The organism is Paenibacillus shunpengii (genome assembly GCF_042684905.1).
In the GTDB taxonomy this organism is placed as follows: domain Bacteria; phylum Bacillota; class Bacilli; order Paenibacillales; family Paenibacillaceae; genus Paenibacillus; species Paenibacillus shunpengii.
The window spans coordinates 321242-337829 of record NZ_JBHUMJ010000004.1; the positions used below are offsets into that span (position 1 = coordinate 321242).

Genomic DNA, 16588 nt, shown 5'->3' on the forward strand with positions numbered 1-16588 from the left:
TGGTTAAGTTTAAGCAATTGATTGATCATGAGAAAAGGTTCCGGAGCTGTTCCGGTATCGGTCTGCTTTTTCGAGTGGAAGGGTCGATGGTCACGCTTGTAATGAGCGCGTCTGCGCAGATCTCCTGGGCTTCATTTAATATCATTTGCCTAAGCACATAACTTGAATTCCGGGCACTGTCCTGTTCTGTTGTGACCGTAAGAAGCTGGCCCTGATAGCATTCCTTGCGATAGTTGATATTGATATTAACGGTGACCGTCTGACAGCCAAGCTCAAGTAGTGTTTTGTATGACAGCCCTCCCGCTTCATACCATTCATCTCGTGCCCATTCCAGATATTCTAGATATTTCGCATTATTTACGTGGCCGTTAACATCAATCTCGGTGGGACGAACAATAAGGTTCAGTTCTGTTTTCATAAGCAGCTCTCCTGTTTAAGTTTTTATGGGTCGTTACTAGGAAGCCGGTGCCTGAAGTGCAAATAAATAATGTATGCAGATTCTAATAGGAAGCCCTGAATTAGGCAATAATGGTATGAATTAATGGCAAATCCCCCATGATTATCGTACTTGTTTAAGCCTGTATTATCCGATACAATAGTATAATGGATGTGATGCCGATGTCATTCAGTATGACCGGATACGGTCAATATTTGCTCAGCTATGGCGGGTATAAGGTACAACTTGAAGTCAAATCTGTCAACCATAGATACTGTGAAGTTGTCTTTAGGATGCCAAGGGAATGGAGTCGTTTCGAAGACGGGCTTCGCAGAATGGTACAGCGTAAACTTGCACGAGGCAGAATTGATGTTTTCATTACGAGAGAATTGGATGACAGCAGCAGAGGTACTGTGCTGAACAAGCAGATGGCTGCTTCCTATCTTGAGGCTTCAAGGGAGCTTGAGTCCAGCTTCGGGATGAAGGGGAATCTGACCATTTCAGAGATGCTGCAGCTGCCTGGTGTGTTAGTGAGTTCTGAGGAGATGAGCAATCTTACAGTCTTTGAGGACGAGAACTGGGAGACTGCGCTGCAGGAAGGACTAGCGCTTGCACTTGATGAGCTGCTTGATATGCGCTCTCGTGAAGGAAGTCATCTTGCCGCTGATTTGAAGTCGCGAATATTGAGTCTGCAGGCTCATCATGCAGCGATGGTTCAGTTAGCGCCAGCTGTAGTGACGGAGTACCGAAGCAAGCTGAGACAGCGATTAACCGAAATTTCTGATGCACCATTCGATGAACATAGATTTGGTATGGAGATCGCGATTTTTGCCGACCGATCCAACATAGATGAGGAACTGACTCGTCTCTCTAGTCATATGGCTCAGTGCGAAGAGCTGCTCACCGTGCGTGAGCCTATAGGGCGCAAGCTTGATTTCTTGATCCAGGAGATGAATCGTGAAGTCAACACCATCGGCACTAAAGCTCACCACCTGGGGCTGGTTAATCTTGTAGTCGAGATGAAGGCCGAGCTGGAGAAGATCAGAGAACAAGCTGCGAATTTAGAATAGGCAATGAACACTAAGTTGAAGCAATTTCATAATACCTTTAGCTGCTTTTTTAATGATTTTTATGAAATTGATTCAGTTTTGCAAAGATTACACCAGTAATAGGGGGACGAACCTGAATATGGCAATTAAACTCATAAATATAGGATTCGGCAATATCGTTTCGGCGAATCGCATCATTTCTATTGTTAGTCCTGAATCCGCCCCAATCAAAAGAATTATACAGGAAGCACGGGATCGTCACATGTTGATTGACGCTACATATGGACGCAGAACACGTGCGGTAATAATTACAGACAGTGATCATGTGATCCTGTCTGCAGTGCAGCCGGAGACGGTTGCCCATCGTTTATCTTCTAAAGACGATGACAACGACGAATAAAATGGAGTGTAATATGTCTAAGGGATTACTAATTGTATTATCAGGACCGTCCGGTGTAGGAAAAGGAACCGTGTGTACCGCTCTAAGAAAACGAGTTCCTGAACTCATCTATTCAGTGTCAGCGACAACTCGTCAGCCAAGACTTGGTGAAGAGAACGGAGTCAATTATTTTTTCAAGAGTCGAGAGCAGTTTCTTGATATGATTGAGAAGGATCAGCTTCTGGAGCATGCGGAGTATGTAGGTAACTATTATGGAACCCCGCGTGATTTCGTAGAGGAGACTCTTAATTCCGGCAAAGATATCATTTTGGAGATTGAAGTCCAAGGAGCTCTCAAAGTCAAAGAGAAGTTCCCGGAAGGAATTTTCGTATTTCTGCTGCCTCCGTCTCTTGATGAATTGAAGGATCGAATTCAAGGCAGAGGCACCGAGAATCAAGCGACCATTGATCACCGCATGTCTGTAGCCGAGCAGGAGATCAGTTTGCTGCAGCAATATGATTATGCCGTTGTCAACGATGAAATTGATTTGGCCTGCAAACGAATAGAATCGATCATCATCGCCGAACATTGTAAAATAAATAGTAAATCGAAATGAGGAGTGCTCCATGCTATATCCATCTATTGATGAAATGATGAACAAGGTAGACAGTAAATACTCTCTGGTGGTTGCAGCTTCGAGACGCGCCAGACAGCTGCGTGAAGGTGAGAAATCCGAACTCAGAAATCCGAAATCCCATAAGCAAGTCGGTATTGCACTTGAAGAGATCTATGGTGATTTTGTGCGTGTGGAGAAAGGTCATGACGAAGAGGAAGCAGAAGAACAAGACAGCCAGTCATAATCTATACGCGAAATACGAATAAGGTACAGCCCTGATAAAAGTGACAACCGCAAGGTTGTTATTTTTTTCTTTAGACGCGTAATTCGCATAAGTCCCAAATCTTAATCAGAACAGGGGGAGCGCATATGCTGAACGGTAAAAAAATTGTGCTCGGTGTTTCAGGAGGGATTGCAGCTTATAAGGCCGCTGCGCTGACAAGTAAGCTCGTCCAGAAGGGAGCAGAGGTACACGTCATCATGACGGCATCCGCCAAGGAGTTCATTACAGAGCTGACCCTTCAGTCATTATCACGAAATCCGGTATATACAGATACCTTTGATGAACGTGATGCATCCGTTGTCTCACATATAAACCTAGCGGATACAGCAGATCTGGTCCTTGTTGCACCCGCAACAGCGAATGTGATTGCCAAGATGGCTCATGGACTTGCAGATGATATGCTGACAACGACATTGCTGGCAACGACAGCGCCGGTAATGGTCGCGCCTGCCATGAATGTACACATGTATGAGCATCCTGCCGTGATCCATAACATGAATACGTTATATTCACGTGGTGTGCATTTTATCGAGCCGGGGGTAGGACAGCTTGCCTGTGGGTATGTCGGAAAAGGACGGCTCGAAGAGCCTGAGACCATTGTGGATGTAATCGAGCGTTTTTTTGGTGAGGAAGAAGCAGGCATGCCCCTCTTAGGCAAAAAAATGGTAGTTACTGCAGGCGGTACCATTGAACGAATCGACCCAGTTAGATACATTACCAATGATTCCTCGGGTAAGATGGGAGTTGCTTTTGCCAAAACAGCTAAGGACATGGGCGCAGAGGTCACGTTAATTGCAGCTAATATACAGGTCAAGTACCCAGAAGGAATAACCGTCGTTCCAGTTCAGTCTGCAGATGATATGCATCAGGCAGTATTTGAGCGTTGGGAACAGAGCGATATCGTTGTTAAGGCAGCTGCGGTTGCTGACTATCGTCCGATGGAGGCGGCGAAGCAGAAGATTAAGAAAAAGGGTGAGACACTTACGCTCGAGCTCGTCAAGACGGTTGACATTCTTGAATCACTGGGAAAAGCCAAAACACATCAATTCTTAATCGGGTTTGCGGCGGAAACGAATGATCTGGAGCTACATGCAGCATCTAAGCTCGAACGTAAAAATGCGGATCTGATCGTTGCTAATGACGTCACTCAAGAGGGTGTTGGATTCGGGACAGATACGAATGCAGTTAAGATTTTTGACAAGCAGGGCTTGGTCAAGGAAATACCTGTGACGGCCAAAGAAGAAGTAGCACGGCAAGTACTGCTGATTGCAGCCTCCCGAATGGATGGGAGGAAGTGAGCTTGTGAATATAGCAAAAGTGATAGTAGACGTGCCTGCCAAAGACGTGGACCGCACTTTTGATTACTTGATTCCGGAATCGCTTAAGGGCTGGGTAGAGATAGGAAGTCGTGTCGGGGTGCCTTTTGGACATCGAACGGTTCAGGGCTTTGTCGTTGGGCTGGAAGAGGCAGTAAACACAGATTTTAAGCTGAAGCCAATTGCCGAACTCTTGGACCTGGTTCCACCGCTGTCGCCAGATCTGGTGGAGCTTGGAAGATGGATGAGCCGGCATTACGCCTGCAGTGCGATTATGGCCTTACAGGTCATGATTCCGACTGCGCTGAAGGGCAAATCCAAGCGTTATGTTTCTGTTTCGGAAGGGTTTGAATCATTAGAGGAGCAGACCGCGCAAGAATCTCAGGCTTCGAGCGACGGACCTGTATTATTTGCTATGCCGGATTCACCGGAGAATGTGTCCATCCAGGATGAAATCATCCGATATGTACGGAGCAAAGAACAAGTGACACTTGATCATCTAAGTGATCGGTATCCGGATCATTCTAAGGAAATCAAGCGTTTAATTCGCAGCGGCATTCTGCATGAGGAACAGATGATTAAGGACAAGCTGCAGAAGAAGATGCTGAAGGCGGTCCATCTTGCTGTAAGTGAGCAAGAGGCTGAGGAGGCGCTTGCTGACTTCCCGGCTAAAGGGAAACGGCAGAAAGAGGTCTTGTCTTTTTTGCTCGAAGCGAAGGAGCTTCTTCCCATGCCGCTTAAAGACGTGCTGTCTGCACTTCAGGTATCTGCCGCCACAGTGAAAGGGCTTGAAGACAAGGGCTTAATCTCGATCTCTGAAGTGGAAGTGTTCCGCGATCCATACCGTGGACGTGATTTCAAGCCAACCGAGCCGCTTCCGCTCACATTGGAACAGCAGGCCGTCTATGACCGGATTGCAAGACAGTTAGATGAACGTGAGCAGGGTGTATTTCTGCTGCATGGTGTAACAGGCAGCGGTAAGACGGAAGTATATCTGCAAGCCATTCAGCGCTGCATTAAGCAGAATCGTCAGGCGATTGTGCTCGTTCCAGAGATTTCACTTACACCGCAGATGGTTGAAAGATTCAAGGGGCGTTTTGGTGACCAGGTTGCCGTCATGCACAGCAGGTTATCGGGCGGAGAGCGATATGATGAATGGCGCAAAATCCGTGAGGGTAAGGTCAAGGTGGCGATCGGTGCCCGATCTGCTGTGTTTGCTCCCTTCGATCAGCTGGGACTGATCATCATTGATGAAGAGCATGAGACCTCCTATAAGCAGGAGGAGACCCCGAAATATCATGCAAGAGATGTAGCGGTGGAACGCTCCAAGCAGCATGGAGCAGCCGTTATTTTAGGCTCGGCCACGCCCTCGCTTGAGAGCTACTATGCTGCCAGGTCACAAGCTAGTGATGAATTTGCTCCGGTTCTCATGGAGATGAACTATCGTGCCTTGGGCAATGAGCTTCCAAAGGTACGGATCATTGACATGAGGGAGGAGCTGAAAGACGGTAATCGGTCGATGTTCAGCAGAGCTCTGCACCAAGGAATTGCCGAGCGGATTGAACGCGGAGAGCAGACGGTGCTTCTCTTGAACCGCCGGGGTTACTCAACCTTTGTGATGTGCCGCAGCTGCGGCTATGTGGCGAGCTGTCCGGAGTGCGATATTTCTCTTACGTATCACCAGCGAAGCAACAATTTGCGATGTCACTACTGCGGTTATGCGGAAACGGCTCCCCAGATTTGTCCGGATTGCGGCAGCGAGCATATCCGATATTTTGGCACGGGGACTCAGCGCGTAGAGGAAGAGCTGGCAAAGCTGTTTCCTGGCGTGCGGGTCATTCGGATGGATGTGGACACCACGACTGAAAAAGGCTCCCACGAGAAGCTGCTCAAAGCTTTTCGAGAGAAGAAGGCAGATATATTGCTTGGAACACAGATGGTGGCCAAAGGGCTTGATTTTCCGGATGTGACGCTGGTGGGTGTGATCACCGCCGATTCAGCGCTGAATCTGCCTGACTTCAGAGCGGCTGAGAAAACATTCCAGCTGCTGACTCAGGTTGCAGGCCGTGCGGGCCGTCATCAGCTGCCAGGAGAGGTGTTCGTACAGTCCTATACACCGGATCATTATTCCATAGTGCATGCAGGAAGCCATGATTATCTCTCATTTATCAAGGATGAACTGGGTCACAGGCGCGCTCTGCAGTATCCGCCGTACTGCCGGCTGATCCTGGTGACGTTCTCTCATGAGCAGCTTCCTGTTCTTGTAAGGGCAGCGGAGAATTACACGAGACTTCTCAAGGAGCAGGCGCAGAAGATGGGGCTGCTCGGCAGTCTGGATCGGTTTAGTTCTGATGCATTTGATGTGCTGGGTCCGGTTGCCTCGCCTATGCCGCGATTAAAAAATAGATACAGGTTTCAATGTATGATAAAATGGCGTGGGGAAATTGATGCCATCGGCCTTGTGAAAAATATGGCGAGGAAGATGGAACAGGATTTTCAGGGTAAGGATTTGCTTATAAGCCTTGATGTCGATCCACAGATGCTGATGTAGTTCAGGATCGGGATTTTAGACCATATAATTTAACATGACGCAGGATGATTCAATCCTGAAATGATTACGTTCATAGGAAGGTGTTTAGCAGCATGTCAATTCGATTGATTGTAAAAGAACCGGATGAGGTATTGCACAAGGTAGCCAAGGAAGTAACGAAGATCACACCTAATGTTCAAAAACTGCTCGATGATATGGCGGAGACAATGTATGATGCGGATGGTGTAGGTCTTGCTGCACCGCAGGTCGGTATCTTGAAGCGGCTGATCGTAGTCGATGTTGGCGATGATCACGGTTTGATCAAAATGATCAACCCTGAGATTGTTAGCTCGGAAGGAGAGCAATTTGGACCGGAGGGCTGTCTGAGCATTCCAGGCTACAACGGAGATGTGCGCAGAGCTGAAACGGTAACAGTAAAGGGTCTTGACCGTGATGGCAAAGAAATTACGGTAACGGGCAGTGGTTTGTTCGCGAGAGCGTTCCAGCATGAGATCGATCATCTCAATGGTGTTTTGTTTACAGATCTCGCTGAAAAAGTGTATGAAATGGGAGCTGAACCGAACCGCGGTAAATAAGGAGGTATGGAAATGAACATCGTTTTTATGGGAACACCGGCCTTTGCTGTGCCTTCACTTGAGAGATTGCTTGAGGAAGGATACAACATCAGCCTTGTAGTGACTCAGCCGGATAAACCTCAAGGACGAAAAAAGGTTCTGACACCGCCTCCGGTCAAAGAAGCTGCGCTGAAGCACGGTATTCCCGTGTTTCAGCCGACAAGGCTTCGTAATGAAGAATCTGTAGCAGAGCTTGCCAAATGGAAGCCGGATCTCATTGTTACTGCTGCCTTTGGACAAATCTTGCCGAGATCCGTGCTCGATATGCCTCAGTACGGATGTGTTAACGTGCATGGATCGTTACTGCCGAAATATCGGGGAGGTGCACCGATCCAGCGTTCGATCATGAATGGTGAGAAGGTTACGGGAGTAACGCTAATGTACATGGCTGAAGGTCTAGATACCGGTGATATGATCTCTAGGGTAGAGGTCGCAATTGAGGATGAGGATACTTCAGGTACGATGTTCGAGAAGCTCAGCCTTGCTGGAGCAGAGCTGCTGATGCGCGAGATGGCCAATCTGACTAAGGGAAAAGTGCAGGCCACTCCTCAGAAGGAGGATGAGGCAACTTATGCGAAGAACCTATCCCGAGAGGATGAGAAGATCGACTGGTCTCGTCAATCACGTCAAATTTATGACCAGGTACGGGGGCTTACTCCATACTCTGGAGGATTTACATTATGGGACGAGCAGGTATTCAAAGTCTGGGGCACTATCAATCCTTCCAAGCTACCAGAGCCTTACCTTCAAGCATCAAATGCCAGCAAGAATGCAGAGCCCGGAACGGTGCTTGGGATGTCCAAGCTTGGCATTGAAGTGAAGACAGGCGACGGCTCACTGTGGCTGTCAGAGGTGCAGCCTGCCGGTAAGAAGGCGATGGCTGCCGGTGATTTTGCCCGCGGCGGATCGCTCACAGCAGGGACGGTGCTGAAGTGAGGTCAAGAGACAACAATAATCCGCGTCTTGGCAATACATCCAATAAGGGTAGAGAGAAGAGCGGTGCTCAGTCTGCAGCTTCTAGTAAGCGCAAGGTATCCAGCAGAGAAGCGGCGCTTCAAGTCTTGGCTGCGGTTGAACAGGAAGGAGCCTACAGCAATCTGCTTCTGAATCAAGTGCTGAAACAGGCCAATCTCACCCCTGCTGATACGGGACTAGCCACGGAGCTGGTATATGGCACCATTGCCCGTCAAAAGACATTGGATTACTATCTTGAATCCTATGTAGCTAAAGGACTTGCCAAGCTTCAGCCCTGGGTTCGCAGTCTGCTTCGGCTGAGTCTGTATCAAATTCTATATTTGGACCGCGTGCCGGATCATGCGGCGGTAAGTGAAGCGGTAAATATCGCCAAGCGCAAAGGCCATCAGGGTATATCCGGAATGGTGAACGGGGTGCTGCGCAATATTCTGAGAAACCGGGACAAGCTGACGATTCCAGACAGCCTTCCTGCCGCAGAACGCATCGCACTGATGCACTCCCATCCTGAATGGCTTGTGCAGCGCTGGATTGAACAATACGGAGAGCAGGAAGCTGAAGCGATGTGCAGGGCGAACAACGAGGCACCTCCGGTCAGTGTTCGGGTGAATACGACCATGATCTCGAGAAATAAGCTAATTCAAGAGATGCAGGAGGAAGGACTTGTCGTGGAGCCTTCTCTTCTCAGTGATGATGGGATTATCGTCAAGAGTGGGGGGAATATGGCTCTTACCGATTGGTATAAGGAAGGGATGCTCTCTGTACAGGATGAGAGCTCCATGCTTGTGGCAGGAGCGGTGGACCCGAAGCCAGGCATGACCGTTCTGGACTGCTGCGCTGCACCCGGAGGCAAGACCTCGCATATGGGTGAGAAGATGGAGGATCGAGGCCGTATTATTGCTAATGACATTCATCCTCACAAAGTAGAGCTTATTCATAGACAAGCGGAAAGGCTGGGGCTCGCCAGTATTGAGACCGTATGCCATGATGCGCTTGATCTGGCTTCCAACTACAAGGAAGCTTCGTTTGACCGCATATTGCTCGATGCACCTTGCTCTGGATTTGGGGTTATTCGCAGAAAGCCGGACCTTAGGTGGACCAAATCCCCAGAGGATGTTGAAGCCATCAGTACGCTGCAATATGAGCTGCTAAGCCGTGTATCCAAGCTGTTGAAGCCTGGAGGAACGCTTGTGTACAGTACTTGTACGACAGAGCATGCTGAGAATGGCGGTGTCGTAGAACGATTCTTGAAGGAGAACGATCAATTTGCCCCTGCAGGTCATCTGTCGCTGAGAGAAGAACTTCGGCACTCTGCCATATTGGATGAGTACGGAATTCAAATTTTGCCTCACCAGTTTCATAGCGACGGATTCTATATTGCAAGATTGACAAGGGTAGAAACATCGTAAAAAAGTGGATCAATAACAAGACTGCCGCCAGTAACCGTCAGGTATTGGCGGCTTTTTGCAGTTGCCGGCATAAAGACCTGCATAGATGAATACTGAATTATGTGCTAAAATGGGTAGAATGAGAAATAATATGTCTATAGATCAATTGGAAAGAACAGGTGTGAATGAAATGACAAAGCCTTTTATATATGATTACACGCTCGAAGAGTTAGAGCAGTGGGCAGTCGAGAATGGGGAGCCGAAGTTTCGTGCTGCTCAAATCTACGATTGGGTTTATGTAAAGAGAGTGAATGATTTTTCAGAAATGACAAATCTCTCGAAAGCTTTACGTGAGAAGCTTGATGATCAGTTTCAATTCGTGACGCTTTCGGAAATTACGAAGTTTGAGTCCAAGGACGGCACCGTAAAGTTTCTGTTCGGACTGCATGATGACCACGCAATTGAGACGGTCATTATGAAGCATAACTATGGCAACAGTGTATGTGTGACGACACAGGTCGGCTGCAGAGTCGGCTGTACTTTTTGCGCCTCTACACTGGGCGGTTTGAAGCGGAACCTAACTGCTGGTGAGATTATTGCTCAAGTCGTGCGCTCCCAGCAAATACTGGATGAACGCAATGAACGTGTGAGCAGTATCGTAATTATGGGTACGGGTGAGCCATTTGAGAACTACGATGAGACGATGAAGTTCCTTAGAACGATGATTCACGAGAAAGGTTTGAATATTGGTCAGCGTCATATCACAGTGTCGACAAGCGGTATTGTTCCGAATATTTATAAATTTGCTGATGAGGACACCCAGATTAACCTGGCTATCTCCATCCATGCACCGAATGATAAGCTGCGTTCGAAGCTGATGCCTGTTAACCGCCGGTTCCCTTTTGATGATGTAATGGAGTCCCTTCGCTATTACCAAGGCAAAACAGGACGACGTATTACATTCGAATATGCCTTGATCGGCGGCGTTAACGATCAGCCGGAGCATGCCGAAGAGCTTGCGGGTGTTCTGAAGGACATGCTGTGCCATGTCAATCTGATCCCGGTAAACTATGTGCCGGAGCGTAAATATATCAGAACGGCTCGCAAGGATATATTCCAGTTCCAGCGTATCCTCGCTGATCATGGAGTTAATGTAACAATCCGCAGAGAGCAGGGTCATGATATCGCAGCCGCTTGTGGTCAGCTGCGTGCGAAGCACATGGAGAAGCACAAGGAAGCTTGAGGTGAGGATATGACTGTGATGAATACAGTGCATGTGAGTCACGTAGGACGAGTTCGTTCGGTAAATGAAGATTCCGCCTGGATAAGGCATCTGGATCAGGGATATATATTAGGTATTGTCGCAGACGGTATGGGCGGACATCTTGCCGGGGATACAGCAAGCAGACTGGCTGTAGAAACGGTATCCGATGACCTCTCGGTGCTTGAGCCCGGTTTGTCAGAGGCATCGCTGAGTGCTGCGCTGAGCGATGCCATTCTGCACGCGAATGAAGTCATCTATCGTACAGCGGCTGGGGATGAGAAGCTGCATAACATGGGGACAACCGTCGTTGCGCTCCTTATGAGTAATGCTTCCGGCATTATTGGCCATATTGGCGACAGCCGTGCTTACAAGATAACAGGCGATAAGGTCGTCCAATTGACAGATGATCATACATTAGTTAATGAGCTGTACAAGAATGGTCAGATCAGTGAAGAAGAGACGCATGTACATCCGCTCAAAAATGTCGTTACCCGAGCGCTTGGAACGGATGAGGATGTGTCTGTGGATCTGTACCCTGTCATTCTGGAAGCCGGGGATGTAATTATGCTCTGCAGTGATGGCTTAAGCAACCTGGTCAGCAGTGTGCAGATGGCAACCGTGATCGGGCAATCGGATCTGCCTTTGTCTGAACGGGCAGACAGGCTGCTACAGCTCGCACTCCTGGCCGGAGGGGACGATAATATTACGGTTGCTTTATTTGAAATGCCAGCGGGCCCTTTAAGTGTTGTTGAAGAGGGGGTTGAATCATGATCGGACATCAGCTGAGCGGACGTTATGAAGTGATTGAGCGCGTCGGCGGAGGCGGAATGGCCCTGGTATACAAAGCGCACGATATTTTGCTCGGACGTAATGTTGCTATCAAGGTGCTTCGTCAGCAATTCGTTCATGATGACGAGTTTATTCGTCGGTTTAGACGAGAAGCCCAATCGGCTGCATCCTTGTCTCATCCGAATGTAGTTAGTATCTATGATGTAGGTCAGGAAGAAGACATCCATTACATAGTGATGGAGTATATCGAAGGTCAGAACCTGAATGAAATTATAAAAGAACGTGCACCGCTTCAAGTCGATGAAGCTGTCAGAATTGCTGCACAGATTGCGGATGCACTGGATCATGCCCATCATAATCAAATTATTCACCGCGATATCAAGCCGCATAATATTCTGATTGGCAAAAATGGAAGGGTCAAGGTTACAGATTTCGGAATCGCTCGTGCAGTGACCTCGACGACGATTACGCAGACCGGCTCAGTCGTCGGCTCAGTGCATTACTTTTCTCCCGAGCACGCCAAGGGGGTTGTAACAGGTGAGAAATCCGACTTGTACTCACTTGGTATAGTTATCTATCAAATGCTGACCGGACAGCTTCCGTTTCTTGGAGAGAGCCCGATCAGTGTAGCGCTTAAGCATCTGCAGGAGGAATTCGAGGAGCCGAGTGCTGTTAATCCGCTGATTCCACAGAGTGTTGAGAATATTATTCTTAAATCAATGCGCAAAAATCCGAATGAGCGTTATCAGTCAGCGCTTGAAATGTTGACCGATCTGGAGACCTGTTTGCTGCCGGATCGCCTGAATGAGGAGAAGCTTGTATTCGATGATGAGTTCGATACAGATCAGACCCGTATCATTCCTGCGATCAAACCGGAACCACGCGGGGCATCCTATACGGATGCACCTGAAATGGCTCCAGACGAAGCAGTGACAGACGGCAAATCCAAGAAGAAAAAATCGAAAAAGCGGGCAGCGTTTTGGGTCTCGTTGACACTGTTCATCCTGATTGCACTAGCCGGTGTTGTCTGGTATGTCGAGAGTGCGCTTGTTGTGCCTGAAGTAACCGTGCCCAGCGTTATTGATAAGACCGAGGAAGAAGCCAGAGCCTTGCTTGCTGAGCAAGGGATAGAGGTTAATCAGGTTCTCCAGGAATATAAAGAAGGTGTCGATCCGGGAATTGTCTACGAGCAGAGCAGGCCTGAAGGAGCTGTCGTGAAGAAAGGTTCGCTAATTGACCTTACTGTAAGCGTGGAGAAGCCGAAGGAAACGATGCCTGGACTTACAGGTCGAAATTATGAAGATGCAGTTCAGGAATTGCTGGCACTTGGCATGAGTGAAGATCGAATCAAGAAAACGGAGGAATTCAGTGAAGAGTCCGTTAATGAAGTGATTGGACAATCGGTTACCGAAGGCCAGCCTTTTGACCCGGAGGTAGATACCATCACCCTGAGGGTAAGTAAAGGCCAGGAAATGGTCGAAATGCCTGATCTGATCAATAAGACGCGTGCAGAGGCAGAAGAGTTGATTCGAAAGAATAAACTGACTGTTGCACCGGTTAAAGAAGAGCCAAGCTTTGAAGTGGAGAAAGGCAGGGTTACCCAGCAATGGCCTTATGATGCTGGGGCTGCAGTTGTTCCGGGTGAAGAAATTACGATCTATGTAAGCACGGGGTATTCACCAGAGACGATCGAGTACAATTATCATATTTCGGTAGCTCCTCATGAAGAAGGCAAGAACAGCAAGATCCGTATCACCTTCACCGATGCCAGAGGAGAGAACCAAGAGCATGGTACGAAGACGATCAAGAAGACAGAAACGCTGACCGTACCGCTCGTTCTGGCTCCGAACAAGGATGGAGTCGTATCCGTTTATCGTGATGGACAGCTGATGGATACATTTGAAGTCAGATATTTTGATGCGAAGAACGGAACGGTTACCACACCGGAGATTGGACCAGCTGTTACTCCTGACAACAATTCGGGAGATGGTGAAGAAGGGTCGGGTCCGGATGAAGAGCCGAACCCAGAGGATCCGGGTAACGAGAGCAATGAAGGTAATAATGGCAATAATGGTAATGGTAATGAAGAAGGCAATGGAAACAACGATAACAACGGCAATAACGGCAATGGCCGTGGAGACAATCAGAATGAAGATGAAGACGGTGAAGAGTGATCTGGCTACTGAAATTCAGCTGCATTCCTCATTCTAGGCGCCTTAGGGGCGCCTGTTCTTCATTAAGAATCAGAATTCAATTTTTTTCAAACCTAAAAAGGGCGGTGAATTATGCTGGAGGGAGTTATTATCAAAGCGTTAAGCGGATATTATTACGTTAAACCTGCTCCAGGTCGCGGAACACCGGATACGGATGTATCTGCTGTTCAATGCAGAGCTAGAGGTGTTTTCAAGAAAAGAGGGATTACTCCTCTTGTAGGTGACTATGTAAAATATACGCTTACCGAAAACGGGGAAGGAACGGTTGAAGAAATTCTGCCGAGAGATACCGAGCTGATCCGCCCTCCTGTGGCCAATGCGCATCTCGCCGTATTGGTATTCTCGCTCAAGGAACCGGATATGAATGTTCAGCTGCTGGACAAGTTCCTGGTTCATATTGAACAGGCGGGTCTTCAAGCAGTGATCTGCCTTACAAAAATGGACCTTGCTGACGAGTCTGATGATCGTTATGCGCAGCTTGTCCATCTGTACGAGTCTATAGGGTATGAAGTCATCATTACCAGCTCTCGTCAAGGCACAGGAATGGATCGCTTGAAGCAGCGGCTGGCTGGAGAGATCAGCGTCTTCTCAGGTCAATCAGGTGTGGGCAAGTCCTCGCTTCTGAATGCACTGCTTCCAGGGCTGGAGCTTGAAACAGGTATTATAAGCATGAAGCTGGGCAGAGGTAAGCATACAACCCGGCACGTAGAGCTCATTCCACTGGATAATGGCGGGTTTGTTTCAGATACACCAGGCTTCAGTCAACTGGATTTTCTGGAGATTGGCGTAGAGGAGCTAAGCGATTGCTTCAGAGAATTCCGTGAATATGCCGGCGGCTGCAAATTTCGCGGCTGTACCCATACGCATGAGCCAGGCTGTCAAGTGATCAGAGCCAAGGAAGAAGGCGACATTGCCGAGAGCAGATACACACACTATGTACAGTTCTTGGAGGAAATGAAAGATAAGAAACGGAGGTACTAAACATGTCAGTATTAATCGCACCATCTATCCTGTCCTCAGATTTCGCCCGTCTGGGCGCAGAAGTAGCCGAAGCAGAGGCTTCCGGCGCAGATTGGATCCATGTTGATGTCATGGATGGGCATTTCGTTCCGAACATTACGCTGGGAGCACCCATCGTACAGTCCCTCAAGCCGCATACCAGCTTGCTGCTGGATGTCCACTTGATGATTGAGAATCCTGAGAACTACATAGCCGACTTCGTTAAAGCAGGCGCAGGAATGATTACAGTTCATGCCGAGGCCTGTGTCCATCTGCACAGAGTCATTCATTTGATCAAAGAGCACGGCATCCTGGCTGGGGTAGCTATTAATCCAGGAACACCTGCCAGCGCGATCAGCGAAGTGCTCGGAGATGTTGATATGGTCCTTGTGATGACAGTCAATCCCGGCTTTGGGGGACAAGCCTTCATTCCGAGAACAATCCAGAAGATCAGACAAATCCGGAATGAGCTTAACGAATTGGGCCGTTCAAACGTTCATATTGAAGTAGATGGAGGCATTACGAAGGAGACAGCACCTTTAGTCGTGGATGCAGGTGCTGACGTCCTCGTTGCGGGCAGCGCGGTATTTGGCCGTACAGACCGTGCAGAGGCCATTAGAGAAATTCGGCATAGTATTGGGGGATAACGAACCAATGACACTTAAAGAAGCGCTATGGACTTCGCTTGCCAGTATGGTTACAGGAATACTGCTGGGCTCATTCACACTGCTGCCCTCTCCAATTAATGCAGTGGTATCCTTACTCGGTATTATCCTTGTTATATGGTTCTTTAAAAAGTTTGATAAAAAGTCAGTGAGAATATCATTTATCGTATTCACTGTGCTTTATTTCATCCTTTTTATCTTCATTTTATCTGCTTATATTTTTATGACCAATCCTCCAGAAGGATTAAGTTAGTCTCAGTGGTATAGGCTGAACACATGCTGCATAAACATGGTTACATGAGCGCGATTCTCATGTAGCCTTTTTTTCGTTTGCATCGTTGCAGTTAGGGATAAGCGGAGTAGAAGGAAAGGCTTCTGGCACGATAAAAGGTGGAGCGCATGAGGATGATGGGAGGGTGAACTATGAAATTTTACACATTTAAGCTTCCAAAGTTTTTGGGGGGTTTTGTAAAAGCGATCCTTAACACGTTCCAGAAAAGCTAACAGGTTCAAAAAGGGGTTTCCATAGCGTCTAGTAACGTAAAAAAGGCTGCAGTTGAAGGATCGCAGGCGAACATACGGGTATGAAAAAAGCACCTATGTCATATAATGGCAAGGTGCTTTTTGCTTTGTATTCAAAATCAACTATACGCGAGTAACTTTACCGGCTTTCAGAGCACGAGTGCTAACATAAACGCGTTTTGGTTTACCGTCCACCAGAATGCGGACTTTTTGAACGTTTACGCCCCAGGAACGGCGGTTACGGTTGTTAGCGTGAGACACGTGGTTACCGCTACCAGGTTTCTTACCTGTCACATAACATTTGCGAGACATAGATTACACCTCCTATTCTGAAAGTAACCGTTATCCGCAAGGTCAATGGTTGTAATCAATCCAATATACCTGCATAAAACAATACTCAAATATAATATCATATAGGAAAAAGCTTAGTCAATAAAAACAAAAACTTTATTTATTTCTATACTTGATTATAGTACAATGATGTATAGTCCATAATACTGCGGAAGAAAGCCGCTGCCCGTCTGATGACGGG

The 16588-nt window shown here is 47.8% G+C and carries 18 protein-coding genes; 16 read left to right on the plus strand and 2 right to left on the minus strand.

Annotated elements, in window-relative coordinates:
* Positions 1 to 25: 25 nt before the first annotated feature.
* Positions 26 to 418, minus strand: a complete 393-nt coding sequence (locus ACFSVM_RS17845) for an acyl-CoA thioesterase (RefSeq protein ID WP_076313159.1) — start codon at positions 416 to 418, stop codon at positions 26 to 28.
* 200 nt (positions 419 to 618) lie between these two features.
* On the opposite strand from ACFSVM_RS17845, the gene ACFSVM_RS17850 reads away from it, so the two are divergent.
* The 16 genes from ACFSVM_RS17850 to spoVM all read left to right on the plus strand — a co-directional run bounded on the left by ACFSVM_RS17850 (position 619) and on the right by spoVM (position 16038).
* Positions 619 to 1506: a YicC/YloC family endoribonuclease gene (locus ACFSVM_RS17850; protein WP_047910954.1), complete on the plus strand. Its 888-nt coding sequence runs from the start codon at positions 619 to 621 to the stop codon at positions 1504 to 1506.
* Positions 1507 to 1624: 118 nt separating this feature from the next.
* Complete coding sequence (gene remA, locus ACFSVM_RS17855) at positions 1625 to 1885, plus strand: extracellular matrix/biofilm regulator RemA (protein ID WP_006209218.1); 261 nt, start codon at positions 1625 to 1627, stop codon at positions 1883 to 1885.
* A 13-nt stretch (positions 1886 to 1898) separates the two neighbouring features.
* Positions 1899 to 2480: a guanylate kinase gene (gene gmk, locus ACFSVM_RS17860; RefSeq protein ID WP_047910955.1), complete on the plus strand. Its 582-nt coding sequence runs from the start codon at positions 1899 to 1901 to the stop codon at positions 2478 to 2480.
* Between the two features lie 10 nt (positions 2481 to 2490).
* Positions 2491 to 2724 carry a DNA-directed RNA polymerase subunit omega gene (gene rpoZ / locus ACFSVM_RS17865; RefSeq protein ID WP_274358934.1) on the plus strand — a complete coding sequence of 78 codons (234 nt, stop codon included), beginning with the start codon at positions 2491 to 2493 and terminating at the stop codon, positions 2722 to 2724.
* 125 nt (positions 2725 to 2849) lie between these two features.
* Positions 2850 to 4061 carry a bifunctional phosphopantothenoylcysteine decarboxylase/phosphopantothenate--cysteine ligase CoaBC gene (coaBC, locus tag ACFSVM_RS17870; RefSeq protein ID WP_379263698.1) on the plus strand — a complete coding sequence of 404 codons (1212 nt, stop codon included), beginning with the start codon at positions 2850 to 2852 and terminating at the stop codon, positions 4059 to 4061.
* Entirely contained in the window at positions 4048 to 6630 is a 2583-nt protein-coding gene (gene priA / locus ACFSVM_RS17875) for a primosomal protein N' (RefSeq protein ID WP_379263700.1), read from the plus strand. Before coaBC ends, priA begins: the two co-directional genes overlap by 14 nt.
* Positions 6631 to 6722: 92 nt before the next feature.
* On the plus strand, positions 6723 to 7205 hold the full coding sequence (gene def / locus ACFSVM_RS17880; protein ID WP_379263702.1) for a peptide deformylase: 483 nt from the start codon (positions 6723 to 6725) through the stop codon (positions 7203 to 7205).
* 12 nt (positions 7206 to 7217) lie between these two features.
* On the plus strand, positions 7218 to 8180 hold the full coding sequence (fmt, locus tag ACFSVM_RS17885; protein WP_379263704.1) for a methionyl-tRNA formyltransferase: 963 nt from the start codon (positions 7218 to 7220) through the stop codon (positions 8178 to 8180).
* A 125-nt stretch (positions 8181 to 8305) separates the two neighbouring features.
* Entirely contained in the window at positions 8306 to 9625 is a 1320-nt protein-coding gene (gene rsmB, locus ACFSVM_RS17890) for a 16S rRNA (cytosine(967)-C(5))-methyltransferase RsmB (RefSeq protein ID WP_379263845.1), read from the plus strand.
* A 169-nt stretch (positions 9626 to 9794) separates the two neighbouring features.
* Positions 9795 to 10847 (plus strand): 23S rRNA (adenine(2503)-C(2))-methyltransferase RlmN, encoded by a 1053-nt coding sequence (rlmN, locus tag ACFSVM_RS17895; protein ID WP_047911230.1) that lies wholly within the window; start codon positions 9795 to 9797, stop codon positions 10845 to 10847.
* 15 nt (positions 10848 to 10862) lie between these two features.
* Positions 10863 to 11639, plus strand: a complete 777-nt coding sequence (locus tag ACFSVM_RS17900; RefSeq protein ID WP_047911231.1) for a Stp1/IreP family PP2C-type Ser/Thr phosphatase — start codon at positions 10863 to 10865, stop codon at positions 11637 to 11639.
* Positions 11636 to 13831 (plus strand): Stk1 family PASTA domain-containing Ser/Thr kinase, encoded by a 2196-nt coding sequence (gene pknB / locus ACFSVM_RS17905; RefSeq protein WP_379263707.1) that lies wholly within the window; start codon positions 11636 to 11638, stop codon positions 13829 to 13831. Before ACFSVM_RS17900 ends, pknB begins: the two co-directional genes overlap by 4 nt.
* 111 nt (positions 13832 to 13942) lie before the next feature.
* Positions 13943 to 14851, plus strand: a complete 909-nt coding sequence (rsgA, locus tag ACFSVM_RS17910; protein ID WP_379263710.1) for a ribosome small subunit-dependent GTPase A — start codon at positions 13943 to 13945, stop codon at positions 14849 to 14851.
* 2 nt (positions 14852 to 14853) lie between these two features.
* Complete coding sequence (gene rpe, locus ACFSVM_RS17915; protein WP_047910963.1) at positions 14854 to 15516, plus strand: ribulose-phosphate 3-epimerase; 663 nt, start codon at positions 14854 to 14856, stop codon at positions 15514 to 15516.
* 7 nt (positions 15517 to 15523) lie between these two features.
* The gene (locus tag ACFSVM_RS17920; RefSeq protein WP_379263712.1) at positions 15524 to 15787 is read left to right on the plus strand and encodes a hypothetical protein; all 264 of its coding nucleotides are present in this window, start codon (positions 15524 to 15526) and stop codon (positions 15785 to 15787) included.
* A gap of 170 nt (positions 15788 to 15957) precedes the next feature.
* Positions 15958 to 16038: a stage V sporulation protein SpoVM gene (gene spoVM / locus ACFSVM_RS17925; RefSeq protein WP_006675261.1), complete on the plus strand. Its 81-nt coding sequence runs from the start codon at positions 15958 to 15960 to the stop codon at positions 16036 to 16038.
* A 141-nt stretch (positions 16039 to 16179) separates the two neighbouring features.
* Here spoVM and rpmB read toward each other — a convergent pair whose 3' ends face one another.
* Positions 16180 to 16368, minus strand: a complete 189-nt coding sequence (gene rpmB / locus ACFSVM_RS17930; RefSeq protein ID WP_047910965.1) for a 50S ribosomal protein L28 — start codon at positions 16366 to 16368, stop codon at positions 16180 to 16182.
* Positions 16369 to 16588: the final 220 nt, after the last annotated feature.